Origin of the sequence: Sheuella amnicola (assembly GCF_010499255.1) — a bacterium.
GTDB lineage: Bacteria > Pseudomonadota > Gammaproteobacteria > Burkholderiales > Burkholderiaceae_B > Zwartia > Zwartia amnicola.
On the sequence record NZ_JAAGRN010000004.1, the window covers coordinates 216,278 to 236,842 of the forward strand.

The 20,565-nt window shown below is 52.6% G+C and carries 19 protein-coding genes; 10 read left to right on the plus strand and 9 right to left on the minus strand.

What is annotated here, in order from left to right:
• Positions 1-58: 58 nt before the first annotated feature.
• Genes G3I67_RS07560 through G3I67_RS07570 form a run of 3 tightly spaced genes read left to right on the plus strand, consistent with a single transcriptional unit; the run spans position 59 to position 5,820 of the window.
• Positions 59-880, plus strand: a complete 822-nt coding sequence (locus G3I67_RS07560; protein WP_235931783.1) for a TPM domain-containing protein — start codon at positions 59-61, stop codon at positions 878-880.
• Positions 881-902: 22 nt separating this feature from the next.
• Positions 903-4,706, plus strand: coding sequence for a response regulator (locus G3I67_RS07565; RefSeq protein WP_163653680.1), 3,804 nt, complete (start codon positions 903-905; stop codon positions 4,704-4,706).
• A gap of 13 nt (positions 4,707-4,719) precedes the next feature.
• Positions 4,720-5,820, plus strand: coding sequence for a response regulator (locus tag G3I67_RS07570; RefSeq protein WP_163653684.1), 1,101 nt, complete (start codon positions 4,720-4,722; stop codon positions 5,818-5,820).
• A 5-nt stretch (positions 5,821-5,825) separates the two neighbouring features.
• Here G3I67_RS07570 and G3I67_RS07575 read toward each other — a convergent pair whose 3' ends face one another.
• The 6 genes from G3I67_RS07575 to msrB form a co-directional block, all read right to left on the minus strand.
• A complete protein-coding gene (locus tag G3I67_RS07575; protein ID WP_163653687.1) occupies positions 5,826-6,821 on the minus strand; it encodes a Bug family tripartite tricarboxylate transporter substrate binding protein in 996 nt (331 codons plus the stop codon).
• Positions 6,822-6,839: 18 nt separating this feature from the next.
• Complete coding sequence (locus G3I67_RS07580) at positions 6,840-8,813, minus strand: aconitase family protein (protein WP_163653690.1); 1,974 nt, start codon at positions 8,811-8,813, stop codon at positions 6,840-6,842.
• A gap of 136 nt (positions 8,814-8,949) precedes the next feature.
• On the minus strand, positions 8,950-9,726 hold the full coding sequence (locus tag G3I67_RS07585; RefSeq protein ID WP_163653693.1) for a peptidylprolyl isomerase: 777 nt from the start codon (positions 9,724-9,726) through the stop codon (positions 8,950-8,952).
• Positions 9,723-10,001, minus strand: a complete 279-nt coding sequence (locus G3I67_RS07590; RefSeq protein ID WP_163653696.1) for a BolA family protein — start codon at positions 9,999-10,001, stop codon at positions 9,723-9,725. The genes G3I67_RS07585 and G3I67_RS07590 overlap by 4 nt, the downstream gene beginning before the upstream one ends.
• A complete protein-coding gene (locus tag G3I67_RS07595) occupies positions 9,994-10,566 on the minus strand; it encodes a septation protein A (RefSeq protein WP_163653699.1) in 573 nt (190 codons plus the stop codon). The genes G3I67_RS07590 and G3I67_RS07595 overlap by 8 nt, the downstream gene beginning before the upstream one ends.
• The gene (gene msrB, locus G3I67_RS07600; protein WP_163653702.1) at positions 10,563-10,961 is read right to left on the minus strand and encodes a peptide-methionine (R)-S-oxide reductase MsrB; all 399 of its coding nucleotides are present in this window, start codon (positions 10,959-10,961) and stop codon (positions 10,563-10,565) included. The genes G3I67_RS07595 and msrB overlap by 4 nt, the downstream gene beginning before the upstream one ends.
• 53 nt (positions 10,962-11,014) lie before the next feature.
• Between msrB and G3I67_RS07605 the strand changes: the two genes are divergently transcribed.
• The 7 genes from G3I67_RS07605 (at position 11,015) to G3I67_RS07635 (ending at position 17,871) form a co-directional block, all read left to right on the plus strand.
• Positions 11,015-11,692, plus strand: coding sequence for an energy-coupling factor ABC transporter ATP-binding protein (locus G3I67_RS07605; RefSeq protein ID WP_163653705.1), 678 nt, complete (start codon positions 11,015-11,017; stop codon positions 11,690-11,692).
• Complete coding sequence (locus G3I67_RS07610; protein ID WP_163653707.1) at positions 11,668-12,291, plus strand: energy-coupling factor transporter transmembrane component T family protein; 624 nt, start codon at positions 11,668-11,670, stop codon at positions 12,289-12,291. Before G3I67_RS07605 ends, G3I67_RS07610 begins: the two co-directional genes overlap by 25 nt.
• Before the next feature lie 15 nt (positions 12,292-12,306).
• Positions 12,307-12,873 (plus strand): biotin transporter BioY, encoded by a 567-nt coding sequence (locus tag G3I67_RS07615; RefSeq protein ID WP_163653710.1) that lies wholly within the window; start codon positions 12,307-12,309, stop codon positions 12,871-12,873.
• A gap of 115 nt (positions 12,874-12,988) precedes the next feature.
• A complete protein-coding gene (locus tag G3I67_RS07620; protein WP_163653713.1) occupies positions 12,989-14,155 on the plus strand; it encodes an ABC transporter substrate-binding protein in 1,167 nt (388 codons plus the stop codon).
• Positions 14,156-14,222: 67 nt separating this feature from the next.
• Complete coding sequence (locus G3I67_RS07625) at positions 14,223-15,260, plus strand: branched-chain amino acid ABC transporter permease (protein ID WP_163653716.1); 1,038 nt, start codon at positions 14,223-14,225, stop codon at positions 15,258-15,260.
• Positions 15,261-15,265: 5 nt separating this feature from the next.
• A complete protein-coding gene (locus G3I67_RS07630) occupies positions 15,266-17,101 on the plus strand; it encodes a branched-chain amino acid ABC transporter ATP-binding protein/permease (RefSeq protein ID WP_163653727.1) in 1,836 nt (611 codons plus the stop codon).
• 2 nt (positions 17,102-17,103) lie between these two features.
• Positions 17,104-17,871, plus strand: a complete 768-nt coding sequence (locus tag G3I67_RS07635; RefSeq protein ID WP_163654109.1) for an ABC transporter ATP-binding protein — start codon at positions 17,104-17,106, stop codon at positions 17,869-17,871.
• Between the two features lie 9 nt (positions 17,872-17,880).
• Here G3I67_RS07635 and G3I67_RS07640 read toward each other — a convergent pair whose 3' ends face one another.
• From G3I67_RS07640 to G3I67_RS07650, 3 genes are read right to left on the minus strand one after another with little or no spacing between them, the layout of a single operon-like run.
• Positions 17,881-18,630 (minus strand): SDR family oxidoreductase, encoded by a 750-nt coding sequence (locus tag G3I67_RS07640; RefSeq protein ID WP_163653730.1) that lies wholly within the window; start codon positions 18,628-18,630, stop codon positions 17,881-17,883.
• 2 nt (positions 18,631-18,632) lie between these two features.
• A complete protein-coding gene (locus tag G3I67_RS07645) occupies positions 18,633-19,637 on the minus strand; it encodes a branched-chain amino acid ABC transporter permease (RefSeq protein WP_163653733.1) in 1,005 nt (334 codons plus the stop codon).
• Positions 19,634-20,521, minus strand: a complete 888-nt coding sequence (locus G3I67_RS07650) for a branched-chain amino acid ABC transporter permease (protein ID WP_163653735.1) — start codon at positions 20,519-20,521, stop codon at positions 19,634-19,636. The genes G3I67_RS07645 and G3I67_RS07650 overlap by 4 nt, the downstream gene beginning before the upstream one ends.
• Positions 20,522-20,565: the final 44 nt, after the last annotated feature.

A 20,565-nucleotide genomic window follows, 5' to 3' on the forward strand; every position in this document is an offset into this window, starting at 1 on the left:
CAAGCCGACTTCCATGCATATACCGAGTCTTGTTCGGAATCTGTTTCTGATATGGACCATGATGTTGTCCTGGCAGACTTGCGCCGAAGTGCCAGTTCCGGCGTTGACTTCGCATGTGATCGATCAGACTGGTACGCTGTCACCCGACCAGGTTCGCAACCTGGCGCAATCCTTGCGCGCCTTCGAAGTGCGCAAGGGAAGCCAGATTGCGGTGTTGATTGTTGCGTCGACCCAGCCCGAAACAATCGAGCAATATGGAATTCGTGTCGCGGATAGATGGAAGCTGGGTCGTAAAAAAATCGATGACGGCGTCATCCTGATTGTTGCTAAAAATGATCGCACAGTTCGAATCGAAGTCGGTTATGGATTGGAGGGTTCACTCACCGATGCGCTAAGCAAGCGCATCATCGAGGGCGTGATTCTTCCGGCGTTCAGGAGGCAACAATTCTATGAAGGAATCGCGGCCGGTGTTGGTCAGATTCAGAAAGTGATCGATGGCGAGGCATTGCCTGCGCCGGTGGCGGGTACGAATCAGCAAGACGACGGGTGGTTGGGTTACTTGCCTATCCTTTTTGTGATCAGCATATTTGTAGGCGGATTTTTTCGCCGATTGTTCGGTCGCCTTATTGGTGCCGGCGTGGCCGGTGTAATCGTCGCAGTGATAGGGTGGATGTTGGCCGAGATGATTCTCGTTTCATTGTTTGCAGGCGTGATTGCATTTTTGTTCACATTGTCCGGCGTGAGCTTGGGGCGAGGCATGTCATCCGGTTTTCCGGGAGGGCCGCGTGGGCCCGGTTCGGGAGGCGGGATGTCCGGAGGGGGCGGCATGTCCGGAGGTGGTGGCGGGTTCGGCGGCGGCGGCTCGTCGGGTCGATGGTAGCCATCAAGCATGACTTGCATAAATGGAAAAAATTTTGGGCGATTATTTGAGTTTCTTTACCGGCACACCGAATCCCGATGATATTTATGTCGGGCAATATCAGCATTGGCTCATCATTGTTTCTGTCGCTGTCGCAATATTTTCGGCTTATGCAGCCTTCATCATAGAAAATTATTCCGAATCGATTCCTTCCGGAAAGGTTCGCAATACGCTGATCAATCTGGGCGGCGTAGCAATGGGTACGGGAATCTGGGCGATGCATTTCATTGGCATGATCGCTTTTGACCTGCCTGTCGATGTCGCTTATGACCCTTGGATTACCGCGCTTTCGATTTTGCCGGCCATTGTTGCGAGCATTTTCGCACTGCATTTTCTTGCAAGAGGCGAACCCGGGATATGGGGGTTGTTGGCTGCTGGCGCTTTGTTTGGCGCAGGGATCGGGGCAATGCATTACACCGGCATGGCGGCAATGGAGATTGAAGGATACATACGCTATCAGCCTTCCATGTTCGGTTTTTCGATCATTGTGGCAGTTGGATTGTCTTTTATCGCTCTCTGGTTTCGCTTTTACATGAGTAAAGTGTTTGCCGGAACCGATGCATTTGCGATTCCGCTGTCTGCTGTTGTGATGGGGTTGGCGGTCACGCTGACGCATCACGTCGCCATGCATGCAGCCTATTTTTTCAAAAGCCCCCATGCTGAATCCAACGTATTGGTAGGAATCGATCCCCATCTGCTTGTACTGGGTGTGGTTATCGTGTCGACTTTGATCACCATTTTGATTTTGATGGTTGTTCTCAATGAAACCTCAAGGCAACGCGCATCGAGTCGTGCTCTTGAGGAAACCGATGCCTGGTATCGCAAAATGATCGACTCTGCACCGGATGGCGTAGTCGTTGCGAACACGGACGGCACCATGACGATCGTGAATGTCAGACTTGAGTCCATGTTCGGTTTTAGTACGGGTCAATTGATCGGTCAGTCGTTCCAGCGTCTGGTGCCGCTGAGTATCGACTCCAAGTCCCTTGACACCACCGGAATCTTTGCGTCGCTACTGAACTCGCACTCGGGTTCCGGGACGATAGAGTTGACTGGGTATCGTCGCGATGGGGTTCAGTTTCCCGTTGAGATCGGATTCTCGGAGTTACCTGAAATCGGGCGATATCGTGAAACTATATTCATTTCAGTTCGCGATATTACTGAACGAAAAAATGCGCAGCGTCAAATCTCGCTCCAGAATGAGTTTTTGCAGAAGTTGATGGATAGCGCGCCTGTGGGTGTGGCGATCACATCGAATGCAACAGTGCGTTTTGCCAATCCTCGCGTCAGGGAGTTGGTCAATTTGAAAGTTGGAGACCGATCCGAATCCATCTATGTCGACCGTACCGATCGTGAACATTTGATTGAGGAATTGTCCCGATCCGGTTTTAGCGACAGCAAGTATTACAGGATGTATGGCCCGGACGGCCGGGTGCGGGACATCATGGCGAGTTTTTTTGCGTCGGATTATCAGGGAGAGCCGGCAATCTTCGGGTGGCTAATTGATGCAGACAAAATCAAGGCGGTCGAACGCGAGATGCAACGAGCCAAGGAAATCGCCGAGGAAGCCACCAATCTCAAATCAAGCTTTCTCGCAAACATGAGTCACGAGATTCGAACTCCAATGAATGCGATCATTGGCATGACACATCTTGCCTTGAATACCGATTTGGATCCGCGCCAACGCGATTATCTGAACAAGATACGGGCATCGGGACAACATCTGCTTGGCGTGATTAACGATATTCTTGATTTTTCGAAAGTTGAAGCCGGAAAGCTCAGCATCGAGCATATCGATTTCGAGCTTGAAAATGTTCTTGAAAACGTGACTTCGCTCATCTCCGAGAAATCACTCGCGAAAGGACTGGAAGTTATTTTCGATATTGATCCGGATATGCCCAGTACATTTGTCGGCGATCCTTTGCGCCTGGGTCAGATTCTGATCAATTATGCGAACAATGCAGTCAAATTCACTGAAAAGGGTGAAATCTCCATCATTGTCCGTATTCAGGAAATGCAGGATGACGAAATCGTTTTGTATCTGGCTGTGCGCGATACAGGAGTCGGTTTGAGTCCTGAAGAGCAATCCCAACTGTTCCAGAGTTTTCATCAGTCCGATAGCTCGACGACTCGCAAGTTCGGTGGGACCGGGCTTGGGCTGGCGATCAGCAAGCGAATCGCGGAGTTGATGGGTGGAACAGTCGGCGTCCAAAGCGAACCGGGTAAGGGCAGCACATTCTGGGCAACGGTGCGTTTGGGCAAAAGTAAGCGCATGCCGCGCAGATTGGTGTTGAGTCAGGATTTACAGGGTCGAAAAGTTCTCATCGTCGATGACAATGAGAATGCGCGCGTTGTCCTGCGTGGCATGCTTGAACAAATGAAGTTCAAGGTTGACGATGTGAGCTCCGGTGCGCAGGCCCTGAACGCGATCAAGTGGGCCGATCATTCATCTTCCCCCTACGAGCTGGTTTGCCTTGACTGGGAAATGCCGGAAATGGATGGCTTGGAAGTCGCGAAGAAAATTGGCAAAAGCGGCTTGAAACATGCTCCCCATTGTTTGATGGTGACCGCTTACGGACGTGAAGATGTTGTTGAAGCGGCGCGTCGACTGGGGGTGGACTATGTGGTCAACAAGCCTGTCAGCGCATCTGTTCTGTTTGACAATATCGCGAAGATTTTCGGACAGCAAGTCGCCTTGTCAACCCTGGATGATGGCAACGATCAGCAGAATTTATCCGAGCGCCTGAAGGGCATTCGGGGCGCCCGCGTGTTGCTCGTCGAAGATAATGAAATGAATCAGGATGTGGCGAGCGAACTTTTGAAGCAGGCAGGATTCGTCGTGGATGTCGCTGAAAACGGCCAGGTTGCCATCGACAAGATCAAGTCGGGTTCTTACGCGCTTGTGTTGATGGATATGCAAATGCCGGTGATGGATGGCGTGTCCGCCACGATTGAGATCAGAAAAATGCCCGACTTCGCAAAGCTCCCCATTGTTGCGATGACGGCGAATGTGATGCAAGCGGATCGTGATCTTTGCCTGCAGGCCGGAATGAATGACCATTTGGCCAAGCCGATCGAGCCGAATGCGCTTTGGGCGACCATGCTTAAGTGGATTAGCCCAACATTAGACGGGCAGACTCGGGACTTGGCGCAGTCAGTCAAGTCCCCGCTTGGTTCTTTCGATGAGGATTCGGGCATACTTGCCAAAATTGAAGGATTGGATTCCCGGGATGGAATTCGCCGGGCCATGGGTAAATTGCCTTTTTATGTTTCACTACTTAGAAAGTATGTGGCCGGCCAGCGGGATTTCCGTCAGCGATTTAATCGGGCTGTTGGGGAAAAAGATTACGAGCTTGCCGAAAGACTTGCGCATACACTGAAATCCGTTTCAGGCAATATCGGGGCAGGAGCGATTCAGTCGCTTGCTTCCCGTTTGGAAGCGGCGATCAAAAGCGGTCGTCCCCACGAGGAGATCACTCGCATGCACCTCGAAGTTTGCGCTGCCCTTGAAATCATGCTGGATGAAATCGATCAAAATATCCTGCAAAAACAGTATGAACCTGACCGTGTGACCGATTCGGCGGAGCTTGATGGGATCTGTAAAGAACTGATCGATAGTCTCGAGGATAATGATGCCTCTGCAGTCGAGATTTTTCAGAATAACAGGGATGTATTGAAAAGTGCTTTTCCAGAACAGTATTCGGCAATTGAAAATGCAGTCTCTAGCTTCGATTTCGACACAAGTCTTGATTTGTTGAAGCAGGCAAGAAGCGAATGGCGAAAGTGAGATCCATAACAAGATGACAAGTCCTGTGATTCAGAATCAACGTCCAACCATATTGGTTGTCGATGACACCCCGGATAACCTGGTGTTGATGAACGACCTGTTGCGAGACACCTATCGTGTCAAGGTCGCTAACAATGGCGAAAAAGCCCTATCGATCGCGAAGTCCGACTCACCTCCGGATTTGATTCTTCTGGATGTGATGATGCCCGGCATCGATGGGCACGAGGTTTGTCGTCGCTTGAAATCGGATCCCGCGACGCGAGATATTCCTGTGATCTTTCTGACGGCCAAATCCGAAATCGAAGACGAAAGAATCGGACTTGAGCTAGGAGCGGTGGACTACATCACCAAACCGATTAGTCCTCCCATTGTGATGGCGCGGGTAAAGGCGCAACTCACGCTTAAAGCCGCGCACGACTTTTTGCGAGACCAAAATCTCTATCTTGAAGAGCAGGTCGCAAAACGATCCCAGGAAGTCGCGGCGATTCAGGACGTGACCATCATGGTGATGGCATCGCTAGCCGAAACTCGCGATACGGACACCGGCAACCATATTTTGCGCACACAAAGCTATGTCAGAAGCCTGGCCGAACACTTAAGGGATCATCCCCGATTTCGGGACTATCTGACCGAAAGCAATATCAAAATGCTATTCAAGTCCGCTCCGTTGCATGATATCGGTAAAGTCGGCATCCCCGATCATATTCTTCAGAAACCGGGTCCTTTGACAGTGCAAGAGTTTGAGGTGATGAAGTCGCATACGATCTTGGGCAGCGAAGCGATCTCTCATGCGGAGCAATCGCTTGGGGTGGATGTTGATTTTCTTCATACTGCAAAGCAGATTGCGCGGTCTCACCAGGAGAAATGGGATGGTTCAGGGTATCCGGATGGGTTGTCTGGCGACGATATTCCTATTGCAGCCAGACTGATGGCCGTGGCCGATGTCTATGATGCCTTGATCAGCCGTCGAGTCTACAAAGAGCCGATGCCCCATGAAAAAGCCATCCTGGTGATTCAGGATGGCCGGGAAAAGCATTTCGATCCGGATATCGTCGATGCTTTTATCGAAATCAACGAAGAGTTCAGATCGATCGCGACACGCTATTCGGATTGAGTGTTTTACTGAGGCTCGATGCCTGCCGCTTTCACAAGCTTGGCGTACTTTTCAAGCTCGCTTTTGAAGTAAGTCGCTGTTTCTTCGGTGGATCGAATCTGGATCCTATTTCCCTGCCTATCCATAGCGGCCTTTGTTGCCGGATCATCAAACGCGGCCACGATGCCTTGATGCACGCGTTTGGTTGTGTCGGCACTCATTCCCTTGGGGCCAATGATCGCAAACCACGCTTCGACGACGTAGTCAGGCATGCCTTGCTCGACAAATGTCGGTATTTCGGGGGCGTTCGGGATGCGTTGGGCATCGCCTACGCCGATTGCACGCAATGCACCGGATCTGATGTGCTGCAGAACACTTGGCAATGCCAGCGTACCAAAGTCGACCTGACCCCCAAGCAAGTCCGTAACCATAGGCCCGACACCTTTATACGGAATGTGGCTGGCCTTGACCTTAGCTTGTTCCAGATACATTTCGGTCGCGAGATGCAGGATTGTTCCCGTGCCGCTTGAAGCAAAATTGTATTTGCCCGGATTTGCCTTCAGTAACGCGATCAATTCCTGGCTGTTCTTAGCCGAAACTTTTTGCGGATTCACGACAATCACCAGGGGCGAGCTTCCAATTGTGGCGATCGGCGTGAAGTCGGTCGACATATTGAAGGGCAATGATTTCAGCACGCTTGGCAGAATCACCACATTGTTGGAAACCAAAGAAAGCGTTGAGCCATCGGGTGCGGATTTGGCTAATGTTTGCAATCCAAGAACACCGCCTGCGCCGGGTTGGTTTTCCACGATGACGTTTGCGCCTAAGCTTTTTGAGAAGGCGGGTTGCGCCGCACGTGTAATCGCGTCGACGCCCGATCCTGTCGCATTGGGTAGAACAAATCGCACCCCTCGTTCACTCTGGGCGAAAGCCAAAGGCGCGAATTGCGCCATTGACATCGCCAGGCCGGCACCAGTGGTCTTCAGAAGAAATTCGCGCTTATTCATCAGTTTTGTTGTCATGGGGATCTCCAATTTCCTTTAATTTTTTGAAGCGTTCATTTTTTGCAAGCCATCGAATGAAACTATTTTTCCGGCCATTGCGCTTGCCGCAATGGTGGGTGGACTTCCGAGCCATACCTGTCCGGGACCGGAGCGTCCAGGGAAATTACGGTTGATGGCGCTGATGGTGATTTGACCTTCGTGATCCGAGGATCCCGGGCCGCAATTGCCGCAGGCGCCGCAAGACGGCTGCAGAATTGTTGCGCCAACACGTTCGAATACCGGCATGTAACCTTTTTCAATGCAATAGTCCCTGACGGCTGTCGTGCCAAACTGGAGAAACAATCGCACATGGTCGGGTTTTCGAAATCCGTGCTGCAGTGCCCAGGAAAACACCGAGTGATAATAATCAAAATCTTCGCGCTTGCCGGCAGTGCACGATCCACCGTACGCAATGTCGATGCGGATGTCTTCGGTCAATTCGGAAACCGCAACCCGATTGCTCGGGTCTCCGGGTTTGGCCAGAAGAGGTTCAAGAGCCGAGCAATCAACGCGAATTATTTCGGGATAATGCGCATCGGAGTCGCTTTTCATCCATGGTTCGATGACAAAGTCGATTCCCCGGCGCGCCTTAAGAAAGGAAACCGTTTTTTCATCGGGCGCAACGATTCCCGTAAAGCCGCCTAGTTCGGCCACCATGTTGGTCAGTGTTGCCCGCTCATCGATCGAAAATGCCTTGGTCACCGGGCCGGTGAATTCGAAAACTTTCCCAATGGCAGAGCCAGCTTTGATATCAGGTAGCGCGAGCAAATGAAGAACCACGTCTTTTGCAGTCACCCCTGGCTTGATCGCGCCTTCAAGATCGATACGAATGATGTCGGGTACGGTAATGCGCACAGCGCCGGTCACGAAGGCATTCATCATGTCCGTTGTTCCAACGCCAAAGGCTAGGCAGCCAAGCGATCCGCTGTGCGGCGTATGTGAATCGGTGCCCACAACGACTTGACCGGGTAGCGCGTAGTGTTCGGCAATCATCGCGTGCGAAATGCCGGCAACATTGCTTCCGTCATCAAGCGCGGCTTCTTCATCGGTGAGAGTGGTGTGACAGTGCAGGTTGTAGTCGGCCACGAAATCACGCTGTGCCTGCCGCATGCCATGTACGTTTTGAATCAACCCCCCGCGGATATGGGCGGGGCTTTTGGCTACATAAGAGGTGTGATCCTCGAACAGGACGATGCTTTCGGGCTCAAGCAGTTTGACGGGTTTCCCGAAAGTCGTATGAAGCAGATGCGCCCCCATGCCCGTATAGTATTCATGAATGAATCTGCGATCCGCCCGGACAAATCCACCTTGTCCGACTACGGGCGTATCGGATGTCAATGGTGTTTTCAACCAATGGCGCCTGAGGATTTTTTCAAACAAAGTCTGACCGGTTGTTGTTTCCGGTTGTGGCGATACGCGAACTTCCTGCATATATTTGCGACCGAACTCAAGCAAACCTCCGCACTTGAGGATCTCGGCTGCAAGGGCGTCACGTCCGGCCACCAGTTCATCGATTGTGATTTCTTCGCCACGCTCAAGTTTGCCGATCAGACTTAAATCGGTCGACGTGAACAATCCGATGTTGTCGGCATTCTGACGATAAATGCGCTCGAAACTTTTGGCGATAACCAGCTTGATACCGGCAAGTTTTTCGGCCGCGGGACTATGCTCTCTTGAGGATCCTTTGCCGTAACGACTGCCTGCGATCGTGACGCAGAAGCCGGCATTGCGAACCGAATCCGTTTTGAATGGGAAGGTGTCGCCACTTTTGAAACCGGTGTAGGTATAGCGTCCGAGCTTGTCATCGTAATGCGTCATGATGGGCAAGGGTGTGATTTCATCCGTGGATACATCATCGCGCAGGGTGCCTGCCTCGATTGCCGTGACATCTTTACCTGACACTTGCTGCTGCATGATTTCAGGTTTTGTACTCAAAAAGAGTAGGCGCCCTGTTAGTTTGAAAGTTTGCATGTCTCTGTATATTTTTTGATTTATTTTGAACCACCATTCCGGGCATTCATTATTGCCATGACAAGAATACTTGACCTTCAATTTAGGGGCAAAAAAAAGCCGCTCTATGAGAACGGCTTTTGATGCTGACCTGTTTTTACTGAATCTTTGCCTTTTCGCGCAATTCTTTCTGATAGTCCGCCAGAGCCTGTTGGCGCATCATCTCTTCCAGTTGCGGCTTCACCTGCTCGAGCGTTGGAATTTCGATCGGACGTGCGTTGATGACTTCGATCACGTGCCAGCCGAATTGGGATTGCACGGGCTTGTCGGCCAGTTGTCCTTTTGGTGTGGCGGCGACGGCTTTCGCAAAAGGTTCAACGTAATTCGTTGCGGGGGCCCAACCCAGGTTGCCGCCTTTTTCGGCGCTGCCGGGATCTTTAGAGTTTTTCTTGGCTAGATCTTCGAATTTTGCAGATTTGCTTTTCAGCTTGGCTTGAAGATCGTTTGCGGTTTTTTCGTCTTCAACGAGGATGTGACGAACTTCGTACTCGGTCTTGCCGGATTCGGCTTGCTTGAGTTTGTCGTATTCGGCAGCGACTTTAGCGTCGGTGACTGGGTTTTTCTTCAGGTAATCGGCCATCAGCGCGCGCACGAGAATGCCCTGGCGAGCCAGTTCCAGTTCGGTCACGACAGTCGGATCCTTGGCGATACCGGCTTTTTCGGCAGCCTGAACCATGATTTGGCGATTGATCAATTCCTGCTTGACCTGTTCACGAAGCTGGGGCGAGTCGGCACCACCCTGGGATACCAGCAATTTGACGAATTGGTCCACACTGCTTTGAGTGATGGCTTTGCCGTTTACGGTTGCGACGTTTTGGGCATAAATCGGAGTAGCGACCACCACGGCGGCGGCCAGCATAACGAGACGTTTCATGTGTTTCCTTTGGATGACGCCCGGGTTGTCAACGCTAGAGCGTGAATCGGGTATGGGATTAAATCGCGCAAAAGATCATACACCAGCCGATGCTGCGCAATCATCGGCTTGTCGTTAAAGCATTCTGCCACGATTGTGGCCCGAAAATGGCTTGCCCCGCCTTTGCTGCCTGCATGGCCGGCATGAAGATGGGATTCGTCCACGAGTTCGAGCTTCATGGGTTTTAAGTCTTGGAGTCGCTCGAATAGTAAATCGTAATGTGGGTTGTTACTCATGACGACCTGATTTTCCCGGAAGTCCCTCTGGTTGCTCGATGTGTTTGCCCAACCAGATGGATTGACCTATGACGAAGACGATCAGCAGGCCCATCAGGCCAAATGCCTTGAAACTGACCCATTGCTCGAGTGAAAAGTAGCCCGAAAAAGCGACGAACAGATTAATGGCACCCGCAGCGAGGAAGAACAGAGCCCAACTTAGGTTCAGTTTGCTCCATGCCTCATCGGACATGGCAATTTTTTCGCCCAGCAGCTTTTGCATCAGGTTGCTGCCCATCAGATATTTACCCACTAGCAGGGCAGAACCGAAAAGCCAGTACAACACGGTTGGCTTCCATTTGATGAAGGTGTCATCCTTCAAATAGAGCGTGGCGCCGCCGAAAACCAGGATGACGCCAAGATTGATCCAGAGCATGGCATCGATTTTTTGTCCGCTGAACTTGACCCAGACGATTTGCGCGATCCCGGCGACCATGGCGACACCCGTTGCGACATAAACATCGAAAAATTTGAAAGCAATGAAAAACAGCAGCAGTGGAAACAGGTCGAATAAGAATTTTTTCATGTTTTGATGGGTTCGAACGTCAATGAGAGGGAGTTGATGCAATATCTCAGGCCCGTTGGCGGCGGTCCATCCGGAAAAACATGACCAAGATGGCTGTCGCAGACATTGCACATGACTTCAGTCCTGATCATCCCATGGCTTTCGTCTATTTGCTCTTTGATGAGTTCAGGGCGGATTGGTTCAAAATAACTTGGCCATCCACAACCTGCGTCAAACTTGGTATCCGATGCAAACAAGGCCGTACCGCAGCATACGCAACGGTAAATTCCATATGCATGGTGATCCCAAAATCGTCCGGTAAACGCTCGTTCTGTCCCTTTTTGTCGGGTAACGTAATATTCTTCGGCCGAAAGCTGGGTTTTCCATTCGGCATCGGTTTTCGTGACTTTTTCCATAAATGTCTTTGAGTGCCGTTTTTTCAAAAGGTTCTGGGTCATAATCGACTGCCATGTTAATCGAGTTTAAAAATGTTCAGGTACGACGAGATGCCCGCGTCGTACTTAGCGGAATCGACCTGTCCCTGACTGAACACCGCATCGGCATCATCGGGCCAAATGGATCGGGCAAAAGCAGCCTGATTCGGCTGATCAACGGCCTATTGCAGCCCGAAACGGGAGCGGTTTGCGTGGCTGGCCTCGATACCCGACGGGAATCGGCTGAGATCCGTCGTCTTGTCGGTTTCGTGTTTCAAAATCCCGATAACCAGATCATCTTTCCGATCGTGCATGAAGATATTGCTTTTGGCCTCAAACATCGGGAGCCTGATACCCGTCTGAGGGCGCAGCGGGTGGTTCAATGTCTGGATCGCCTGGGCATTGCATCTTTGCACGACCGCGTCATCCACGGGCTGTCCGGCGGGGAAAAGCAATTGGTCGCGCTTGCGGCCGTACTGGCGACAGAACCTGAGTTGCTTGTGTTTGACGAACCTACCACGCAACTGGATTTGCGCGCGCGCAATCATTTCGAGCGCACATTGGCAGGCCTGAATCAGCAAGCGATTCTGGTCAGTCATGATCTTGAATTAATCCGTGGCATGCAAAGGGTATTGGTCGTGCTGGATGGTCGAGTTGTGTTCGATGGCGAGCCTGATGCTGCCATCGAATGGTACTGCGAGCATTGCGGGTGATCGGCTCGCAGCATATTCCCGGACGCAGTTGGCTGCATCGACTTGCCGCCGCCCCGAAGCTTGCCCTTTTGATCATGCTTGGCCTGGTTTTAATGTGGACCGACCGGCTGATCGTTCTTCAGTCGATTTTGGTGGCGCTTATTTTTATGGTTGCGAGTGCCGGCATAGGCTTCAAAGTGTTATGGCCGCAAGTGCGGCCGATGATTCTTTTTCTTTTGGCGCTTGCTGCCTACACGGGCTGGATGCAGTCGCCCGTGGAGGCGTATGCCCTGATATTGCGTTTATCCGCTCTGATGCTAGCCGGCGTCATCGTCACGTTGACGACATCCTTGATGCAAATGATGCGGGTGCTGGAATCCCTGCTGATGCCTTTGGAGAAAATCGGGTGGTTGAGGGCTGACCGGGTCGCACTTGCCTTTGGCTTGACGCTCAGGTTGATTCCCGAGCTTTCCATACAATGGCATGAAATTCGCGAAGCACAGGCTGCCAGAGGGATAAATGCCAGTATTTTGACTTTGTGCGTTCCAATGTTGATGCGCACATTAAGGCGTGCTGAAGAAATTGCCGAAGCCATCGATGCGCGTGCTTCCGATAGATAGACCAAAGGAACTCATTTGAATACTAAGGATTTGGTGCTTGTCGCTTTGTTCACGGCGCTGGTTGCCGTGATGAGTTTGATTCCACCCATACCGATGCCTTTGATCCCGGTTCCGGTCACGCTTCAGACTTTCGGGGTGATGCTGACAGGGTTGATTCTGGGACCCCGCAAAGCCGGAGTGGTTTTGTCGCTGTATGTCCTCATTGCCCTGGTCGGGTTGCCGGTATTACCCGGCGGCCGAGCCGGGCTGGCCGTGCTGATGGGACCGACCGGAGGGTTCCTATTAGGCATGATTCCCGGAGCGTTTTTGACCGGACTGATTGCCGGACAGGCCCCAACCCGTATAGGACCTGCCGACAAAACTGGCGTTTTTTGGCAGGTGGCCCGATTATGGTTGGCCAGTGTGTCAGGCGGTGTACTGCTGGTTTATCTGCTAGGTATCCCATGGTTGGCGTATGTGGCCAAAATGGATTTGCAAAAGGCGGGATTGCTGATGCTGGCATTTATCCCTATCGATCTGCTCAAAGCGCTGCTCGCGGCTGTGATTGCCCAGCGGGTGCGGCGTTATCAGGGATTATCCTAGGCTCATTACTCTTTAATTTGATACGCTTTCAAACCTATAATCGATTTTTTTGTATAACGTTGACAAAAGCAGACTGCCCGCAACGGGAGCCGATCCTCTAACAGGAGACAATCAGATGCATCAAAAGAGTTCAATTTCTACCCGCCTGACCCTTGCGCTCGCACTTGTGTTTCCCTTGACTGTCATGGCTCAGGTCAAGGTTGGCGTGACGCTGGCGACGACAGGTCCCGCTGCCTCGCTCGGCATTCCGGAGCGCAACACGGTTGCACTTTTACCAAATGAAATCGCCGGCCAGAAAGTTGAGTACATTGTTCTGGATGATGCGACCGATACGACCCAGGCTGTCAAAAATACGCGCAAACTGATCACCGAAGACAAAGTGGACGTGGTGATTGGTACATCGGTTACGCCGGGATCTTTGGCGATGATCGATGTGGCGGCCGAATCCAAAGTGCCGATGATCAGCGTTGCGGCTAGCGCGCGCATCGTCGACCCCATGGATGACAAGCGCAAGTGGGTGTTTAAAACTCCCCAGAACGATGCCTTGATGGCGACCGCGCTGGCCGATGCCATGAAGAAAAAGAATTACAAAAAGCTTGGTTTCATCGGTTTTGCAGATGCATACGGTGACGGATGGTTGGCTGTGATGAAGGACGCAGCTCAGAAACAAGGTATTGAAATTGTCGCGGTCGAAAAGTATGCGCGCAACGATACAAGCGTGACGGGCCAGGTGTTGAAACTGGTTGGTGCCAAGCCAGATGCGATTCTGATCGCTGGCGCCGGCACACCCGCCGCCTTGCCGCAAAAGGAGCTGATTGCCCGCGGTTACAAGGGGCAGATTTTCCAGACGCACGGTGCTGCCAATAATGATTTTCTGCGAGTCTGCGGCAAGGACTGCGAAGGCACTATGTTGCCGGCCGGCCCGATGCTGGTTGCATCCCAAATGCCTGACAGCAATCCGGTGAAGGCTTCGGCGATGGATTACGTGAAGAAGTATGAAGCGGCGCACGGGGCCGGTTCGATCAGTACCTTTGGCGGACATTTGTGGGATGCCGGGCAATTGGTGGTGACCGCAGTCCCGGTTGCCCTGAAAACAGGCGCAAAGCCCGGGACTCCGGAGTTTCGTGCCGCGTTGCGCGATGCAATCGAAAACGTCAAGAATCTGCCGGTATCACACGGTGTATTCAACATGTCCCCGACCGACCACGCCGGGTTTGATGATCGTGCCCGCGTGATTGTCAAAGTCGATGGGGGTAAATGGGTTTATCAGCCTGGCCTATGATCCGTCAGGTTGTTTTGTTGGCGCACTTCCGACTTCAGGAGTGCGCCTTTATATTTGGTAGAAAAATATGGACTCCACCATTGCCCTGATTCTGACGCAGGATGGCATCGTTAATGGCGCGATATACGCGCTGCTTGGCCTTGCGTTGGTTTTGGTGTTTGCCGTGACGCGCGTTATTTTCATTCCCCAGGGCGAGTTTGTTGCTTTCGGTGCGTTGACGCTGGCAATGTTGATCGAAAACAAAACGCCCGGCACCATGTGGTTGTTGCCCATCGCGGGTGTGGTCGTGTTTTTGATGGAGTTGGGCGAAGGGATTCGCCAACAGGCATGGAAAAGTCTTGCTAAAAGTTTCTTCTGGTTTGTCGTGATCCCGCTTGCTTCTCTTTGGGTGATACCGGCGGTGGCCGCCGCTAAATTACCGTTGTGGGCCGATGTCTTGCTTTCGCTTGTTATCGTGATTCCGCTGGGACCCATGCTTTATCGAATTGTTTACCAACCTTTAGCCGAAGCGTCGGTTCTGGTGCTGTTAATCGTTTCGGTCGCCGTACATTTCGCGTTGACGGGGCTGGCGCTTGTATTTTTCGGCGCCGAAGGGTGGCGCACCCCCGCGTTTGTGGAAGGTACGGTGAATTTCGGTTTTGGAGACTGGTCGGCTCAAAGTCTTTTTGTTGTGCTGACCAGTGTGGCTTTGATCGTGGCGCTTTGGCTGTTTTTCGGCCATACGCTTTACGGACGCGCTTTGAGAGCGACTGCGGTGAATCGACGCGGCGCGCGCCTGGTCGGTATCAGCACCACAATGTCAGGCAGGCTGACTTTCACGCTCGCGGCTTTCGTGGGCGCACTATCGGGCATGCTGATCGCGCCAGTTACCACGGTTTATTACGACACCGGTTTTCTGATTGGGCTGAAAGGTTTTGTTGCTGCGATCATCGGCGGGCTGTCGAGCTATCCGATCGCGTCAGTAGGTGCATTGGCCGTCGGGTTGCTTGAATCATTTTCTTCGTTCTGGGCCAGTGCGTATAAAGAGGTCATCGTTTTCACGTTGATCATTCCCGTATTGCTGTGGCGATCGCTGACGACGCATCACGTCGAGGATGAGGAGTAATCGCCATGAAAAAACGCTTTCCCTTTATCCTCTTTATCTGCGCGCTGGTTTTATTGCCTTTACTGCCGGACACCCCGGAATTCTGGATCACGCAACTGAACTACATCGGACTTGCCTCGCTGGTAGCGCTTGGCCTGGTGTTGCTAACCGGTGTCGGCGGTTTGACATCATTTGGTCAGGCCGCATTTGTGGGTCTTGGCGCGTACACCACCGGATGGTTCACGACACAATATGGGGGCTCACCTTGGGTCGCTTTGTTGATTGGCTTGATGTTGACCGCGATATTGGCGTTTTTGATCGGCGCGATCACGCTACGTTTGTCTGGCCATTATCTGCCGCTCGGAACGATTGCCTGGGGACTCTCCCTGTACTATCTTTTCGGCAATATCGAGTTTCTGGGCAAACATGATGGCATCTCCGGCATCGAGCCATTGACCCTATTTGGCTTGTCACTCGCACCGGGAAGACATATCTATGTGTTGATCTGGATGATTGTGCTGCTATCGGTCTGGACCATGCACAATCTGCTGGATTCAAGACCCGGGCGCGCAATTCGCGCGCTCAAGTCGGGTGCGGCCATGGCCGAATCTTTCGGGGTCAATACCGCGGCCTACAAGATCATCATATTCGTCTACGCGGCGCTTTTGGCTTGCCTGTCGGGATGGTTGTACGCCCACATGCAGCGCGCTGTCAGTCCGAGCCCATTCGGCTTGAATCACGGCATCGAATATCTTTTCATGGCCGTAGTGGGTGGAGCAGGGTATGTCTGGGGGGCTTTGCTAGGGTCCGCCTTGATCATCACTTTGCGTGATCAGATTCAGAATGTCCTGCCCAAACTGCTCAACACAAACGCCAACTTCGAATTGATTGTTTTCGGCATCCTGATGATTCTGGTGTTGCAGCGGGCAAGAGATGGCTTGTGGCCGATACTCCAAGGCGCGTGGACCCGCATAATCGCTTCGGACAATGTAAGGAATCGCCCGTCACCGCCGCAGGCGCCTGCATTGCTGCAACGCGCCCGACCCAAAGCGGGGGATCCCGTTCTGGTCGTGGATGCCATTCGCAAAGAGTTCGGCGGGCTGGTTGCGGTTAATGACATTAGCTTTAAGGTGCGGGCGGGTGAAATCGTTGGCTTGATTGGTCCGAACGGGGCGGGTAAAAGTACAACCTTCAATTTGATCACCGGCGTGCTGCCGGCCACAAGCGGTCAAGTGTCTTTCATGGGGGCACGGATCGATGGCATGAGCGCGCGTGAGATCGCCAAGCGTGGAGTCGGGCGCACATTTCAGCATGTTCAGTTGCTACCCAATATGACAGTGCTTGAGAACGTTGCCCTGGGAGCGCATTTGCGTTCGCATGTGAATGTGGTCGAGGGAGCTCTGCATCTTGACCGGTCACGCGAGGCGCAATTGCTTCACGAGGCTGCGGTTCAGCTTAATCGGGTGGGACTAGGGGATTATCTGTACGAACAGGCTGGCAATCTTGCCCTGGGTCAACAACGTATTCTGGAAATCGCCCGGGCACTGGCGGCTGATCCGGTTCTGTTGTTGCTCGATGAACCGGCGGCCGGATTGCGCTACAAGGAGAAGCAGGAGCTTGCGCAAGTTCTGACACAACTGCGTGATGGTGGAATGAGTATTTTGCTGGTTGAGCACGACATGGATTTCGTCATGCGATTAACCAATCATCTGGTGGTCATGGATTTTGGCACCAAGCTCGCTGAAGGATTGCCTGCGGATATTCAACAGAATCCGGTCGTGCTCGAAGCGTACTTGGGCGGAATCGACGATGATTTGGAAATCGATGTCCAGGCGTCTTCAGCGACAAGGAGTGTGTCATGAATATGCATTCGGAAACTTCGGACGCGACCGTTTCGTCCGGGCTGTTGAGCGTGAGCGGATTATCGGCAAGGTACGGCAAGGTGAATGCTTTATCCGAAACCACGCTGATCGTACCTGCCGGAAGCATTGTCACCGTCATTGGTGCAAACGGCGCGGGTAAGTCCACCATGCTGAATGCCATCATGGGATCATTGCCTGTCAATGGGTTTGCCGCAGGACAGATCCGGTTTCTCGATCAGGATGCGAGTAATTGGCTTGTCGAAAAGCGTGTTGCCGCAGGGATGTCTCTTGTTCCGGAAAAGCGCGAACTTTTTTCAAGCATGTCGGTTCAGGATAATTTAATGCTTGGGGGGTTTAGGCGCTATCGGGCAGGCGAAAAGGACTGGAAAGATACGATTGACGAGGTATATGCCTTGTTTCCCCGGTTGAAGGAGCGTTATGCGCAACAGGCGGGTACCCTTTCGGGTGGCGAGAGGCAAATGCTTGCGGTCGGTCGGGCACTTATGGCAAAGCCGCGTCTTCTGATGCTTGATGAGCCCAGTTTGGGACTGGCACCGCGCATTGTGAGAGAGATTTTTCACATTATTGCGCGACTCAGACAGTCGGGCGTGTCTATCTTGCTGGTTGAGCAAAACGCCAGGGCGGCGCTTCAGGTCGCCGATTATGGCTATGTGCTTGAAACGGGTTCCGTGGTGATGGAAGGGCGGGCCCAAGAGCTGGCCGGTAACCCCAGAGTGATTGAAAGTTATCTGGGGTTGGGCAAGCACTAAGCCGGGGGATTACCGTCCACCGGCGACTTCGATGACTGAGCCGTGCACATAGGATGCGGCGTCCGAGGCCAGCCAGATGACTGCTTCGGCCACTTCCTCAGGCAGTCCTGTGCGACCCATTGGGACGCCGGTTTTTGCCAGTTCGTGCATCTTTTCGAGACCGCCTCGCGGTGCATGAATTTCGGTATCGATCAGGCCCGGACGAATGCCATTGACGCGAATGCCTTCAAGACCGACTTCTTTGGCAAGTGCGAGATTGAAAACATCTATCGCGCCTTTTGATGCCGCATAAACCGACCCGCCAGCGACAGCAGCAGCCAGCCTTGCTGCGACCGAAGACATATTGATGATGTTGCCGCCGCGACCACCATGCGCCGTGGACATGCGCCTGACAGCTTCGCGACAACAATAGAACGCGCTAAACACATTCGCTTCGAACGTTTTGATCAGATTTTCTTCGTCGAGTTGATCGACCCTGTAGCTCGCCAGTATGCCGGCGTTGTTCACCAACACATCCAGCGTGCCGAGTTTTTCGTCCAGTTCTTTGAAGACCCGCGTCACTTCCTCGGAGTTGCCGACATTGCCTTGTATGGCAACAGCTTCGCCACCCCCAGATCTTATCTTTCGGACAACTTCTTCGGCTGCTTCTTTACTGTTCTGATAGTTGACGGCAACGCGATAGCCTTCTTTGGCTGCCCGTAATGCGATGGCGGCGCCAATTCCACGCCCGGCGCCGGTGACAAGCATGATTTTTTTCATATTCAATGGGCCGTGGAAATTGTCGGAACTTTACCGCCTTTGCGGCGCTCGACCCAGGCATTGAATTCGCCCACCAGGCCCCGCCGGAATGACAAAACGCAGACAATGAAAATCAATCCGATCACAATGGTGACCGATTCACCCAGACGAGTGAACCATTCGATTCCGGTTGTCTTAGTCAACCATATGCCCATGTCACCCACTTTGTTTTCAAGCATGACGATGATCAACGCGCCGATGACCGGGCCGACAAGCGTACCCATGCCGCCGATCAGTGTCATCAGAATCACGAGGCCGGACATCTGCCAGGTGGCATCCGAAAGTGTGGCCGAAACAAAAACCAGCATCTTTGCGGACCCGGCCAGACCGGCCAGCATGGCCGACAAAACGAATGCCAGAAGCTTGAATTTTTCGACATCGTATCCGAGAGAAATGGTGCGGGCCTCGTTTTCGCGGATCGCCTTGAGCACTTGCCCGAAGGGCGAATGAACTGTTCGCCAGATCAGGAAATAGCCGAACATGAACAGACCCACGATGACATAATAAAGATTCACGTCGTTTTTCAGATTGATCAGCCCGAACAATGTTCCGCGGGGTACGCCCTGCAAGCCATCTTCACCACCCGTGAACTTGGCCTGCAGAAAGAAAAAGAACACCATCTGGGCCAAGGCCATGGTGATCATCGCAAAATAAATGCCGCTGCGGCGGATGGCGAGCAGGCCCATTACAAAGCCAAGCACACCTGCAACGGCGACGCCGAAGAGAATGCCGAGTTCGGTCGAGAATCCCCATACCTTCATGGCGTGAGCCGAGGCATAGGCTGCGGCACCCAGAAAAGCGGCATGCCCAAACGAGAGCAAACCGGTAAAGCCCAGCAGCAAATTGAATGCGCAGGCAAAGAGTGCATAACACATGATCTTCATCGCGAAGACAGGGTAAATGCCCAACATGGGAACAGCCAACAGAAAGGCTGTGAATGCAATGTATCCGAGCGTTTGACGATTCATTTTTCTTTCCCGAAAAGCCCGGCGGGACGCAAGAGCAGAACGATAGCCATGATGATGAAAACAACAGTACTGGATGCTTCGGGCCAGAATACTTTGGTCAGGCCTTCAATCACACCCAGACTCAAACCAGTCACGATCGCACCCATGATCGAACCCATGCCGCCGATCACGACAACTGCGAAGACGACGATGATCAGGTTTGACCCCATAAGTGGCGAGATTTGCAGTACGGGAGCGGCAAGAACGCCTGCGAAGCCTGCCAGGGCAACACCGAAACCGTATGTCAGCGTCACCATCAGTGGCACATTGACTCCAAATGCCTCGACGAGCCGGGGATTTTCGGTTCCGGCTCGCAGCAATGAACCCAGTCGCGTGCGTTCGATCACAAACCAAGTGGCAAAGCAGACAACTAACGAGGCAACCACCACCCAGGCGCGATAGTTAGGAAGCACCATAAAGCCCAGATTGGTTGCTCCCCTGAGTGCATCAGGGGTTTGGTAGGGCATGCCCGATACGCCGTAAAAGCTTCGCAACAGACCTTCGAGCAGTAAGGTGATGCCGAATGTCAGCAGCAGCCCGTATAGATGATCAAGCTTGTACAGATGCTTGAGCAGGGTTTTTTCGATCAGGATGCCGAACAATCCGACCAGGATAGGGGATAGCGCCAGCATGACCCAGTAGTTCAGACCAAAGTAGGACATGCCCATCCATGCCAGGAACGCGCCCAACATATAAAGCGCGCCATGCGCGAAGTTAATGACGTTGAGCAGGCCGAAAATCACGGCCAGACCAAGTGAAAGAATGGCGTAGAAGGATCCGTTGACCAGGCCGAGCAGTAGCTGGCCCAGAAACGCCTGGATAGGTATCCCGAAAATTGTAGTCATCGTATGTGAATCAGCAAAAGGACGCGCTTGGAGTTGACATCCGT

Bases quoted from the DNA above. Each gene is read 5' to 3' on its own strand.
- G3I67_RS07560 (WP_235931783.1), top strand. From the start codon at position 59: ATGATGTTGTCCTGGCAGACTTGCGCCGAAGTGCCAGTTCCGGCGTTG.
- G3I67_RS07565 (WP_163653680.1), top strand. From the start codon at position 903: ATGGAAAAAATTTTGGGCGATTATTTGAGTTTCTTTACCGGCACACCG.
- G3I67_RS07570 (WP_163653684.1), top strand. From the start codon at position 4,720: ATGACAAGTCCTGTGATTCAGAATCAACGTCCAACCATATTGGTTGTC.
- G3I67_RS07575 (WP_163653687.1), bottom strand. From the start codon at position 6,821: ATGACAACAAAACTGATGAATAAGCGCGAATTTCTTCTGAAGACCACT.
- G3I67_RS07580 (WP_163653690.1), bottom strand. From the start codon at position 8,813: ATGCAAACTTTCAAACTAACAGGGCGCCTACTCTTTTTGAGTACAAAA.
- G3I67_RS07585 (WP_163653693.1), bottom strand. From the start codon at position 9,726: ATGAAACGTCTCGTTATGCTGGCCGCCGCCGTGGTGGTCGCTACTCCG.
- G3I67_RS07590 (WP_163653696.1), bottom strand. From the start codon at position 10,001: ATGAGTAACAACCCACATTACGATTTACTATTCGAGCGACTCCAAGAC.
- G3I67_RS07595 (WP_163653699.1), bottom strand. From the start codon at position 10,566: ATGAAAAAATTCTTATTCGACCTGTTTCCACTGCTGCTGTTTTTCATT.
- msrB (WP_163653702.1), bottom strand. From the start codon at position 10,961: ATGGAAAAAGTCACGAAAACCGATGCCGAATGGAAAACCCAGCTTTCG.
- G3I67_RS07605 (WP_163653705.1), top strand. From the start codon at position 11,015: ATGTTAATCGAGTTTAAAAATGTTCAGGTACGACGAGATGCCCGCGTC.
- G3I67_RS07610 (WP_163653707.1), top strand. From the start codon at position 11,668: ATGGTACTGCGAGCATTGCGGGTGATCGGCTCGCAGCATATTCCCGGA.
- G3I67_RS07620 (WP_163653713.1), top strand. From the start codon at position 12,989: ATGCATCAAAAGAGTTCAATTTCTACCCGCCTGACCCTTGCGCTCGCA.
- G3I67_RS07625 (WP_163653716.1), top strand. From the start codon at position 14,223: ATGGACTCCACCATTGCCCTGATTCTGACGCAGGATGGCATCGTTAAT.
- G3I67_RS07630 (WP_163653727.1), top strand. From the start codon at position 15,266: ATGAAAAAACGCTTTCCCTTTATCCTCTTTATCTGCGCGCTGGTTTTA.
- G3I67_RS07635 (WP_163654109.1), top strand. From the start codon at position 17,104: ATGCATTCGGAAACTTCGGACGCGACCGTTTCGTCCGGGCTGTTGAGC.
- G3I67_RS07640 (WP_163653730.1), bottom strand. From the start codon at position 18,630: ATGAAAAAAATCATGCTTGTCACCGGCGCCGGGCGTGGAATTGGCGCC.
- G3I67_RS07645 (WP_163653733.1), bottom strand. From the start codon at position 19,637: ATGAATCGTCAAACGCTCGGATACATTGCATTCACAGCCTTTCTGTTG.
- G3I67_RS07650 (WP_163653735.1), bottom strand. From the start codon at position 20,521: ATGACTACAATTTTCGGGATACCTATCCAGGCGTTTCTGGGCCAGCTA.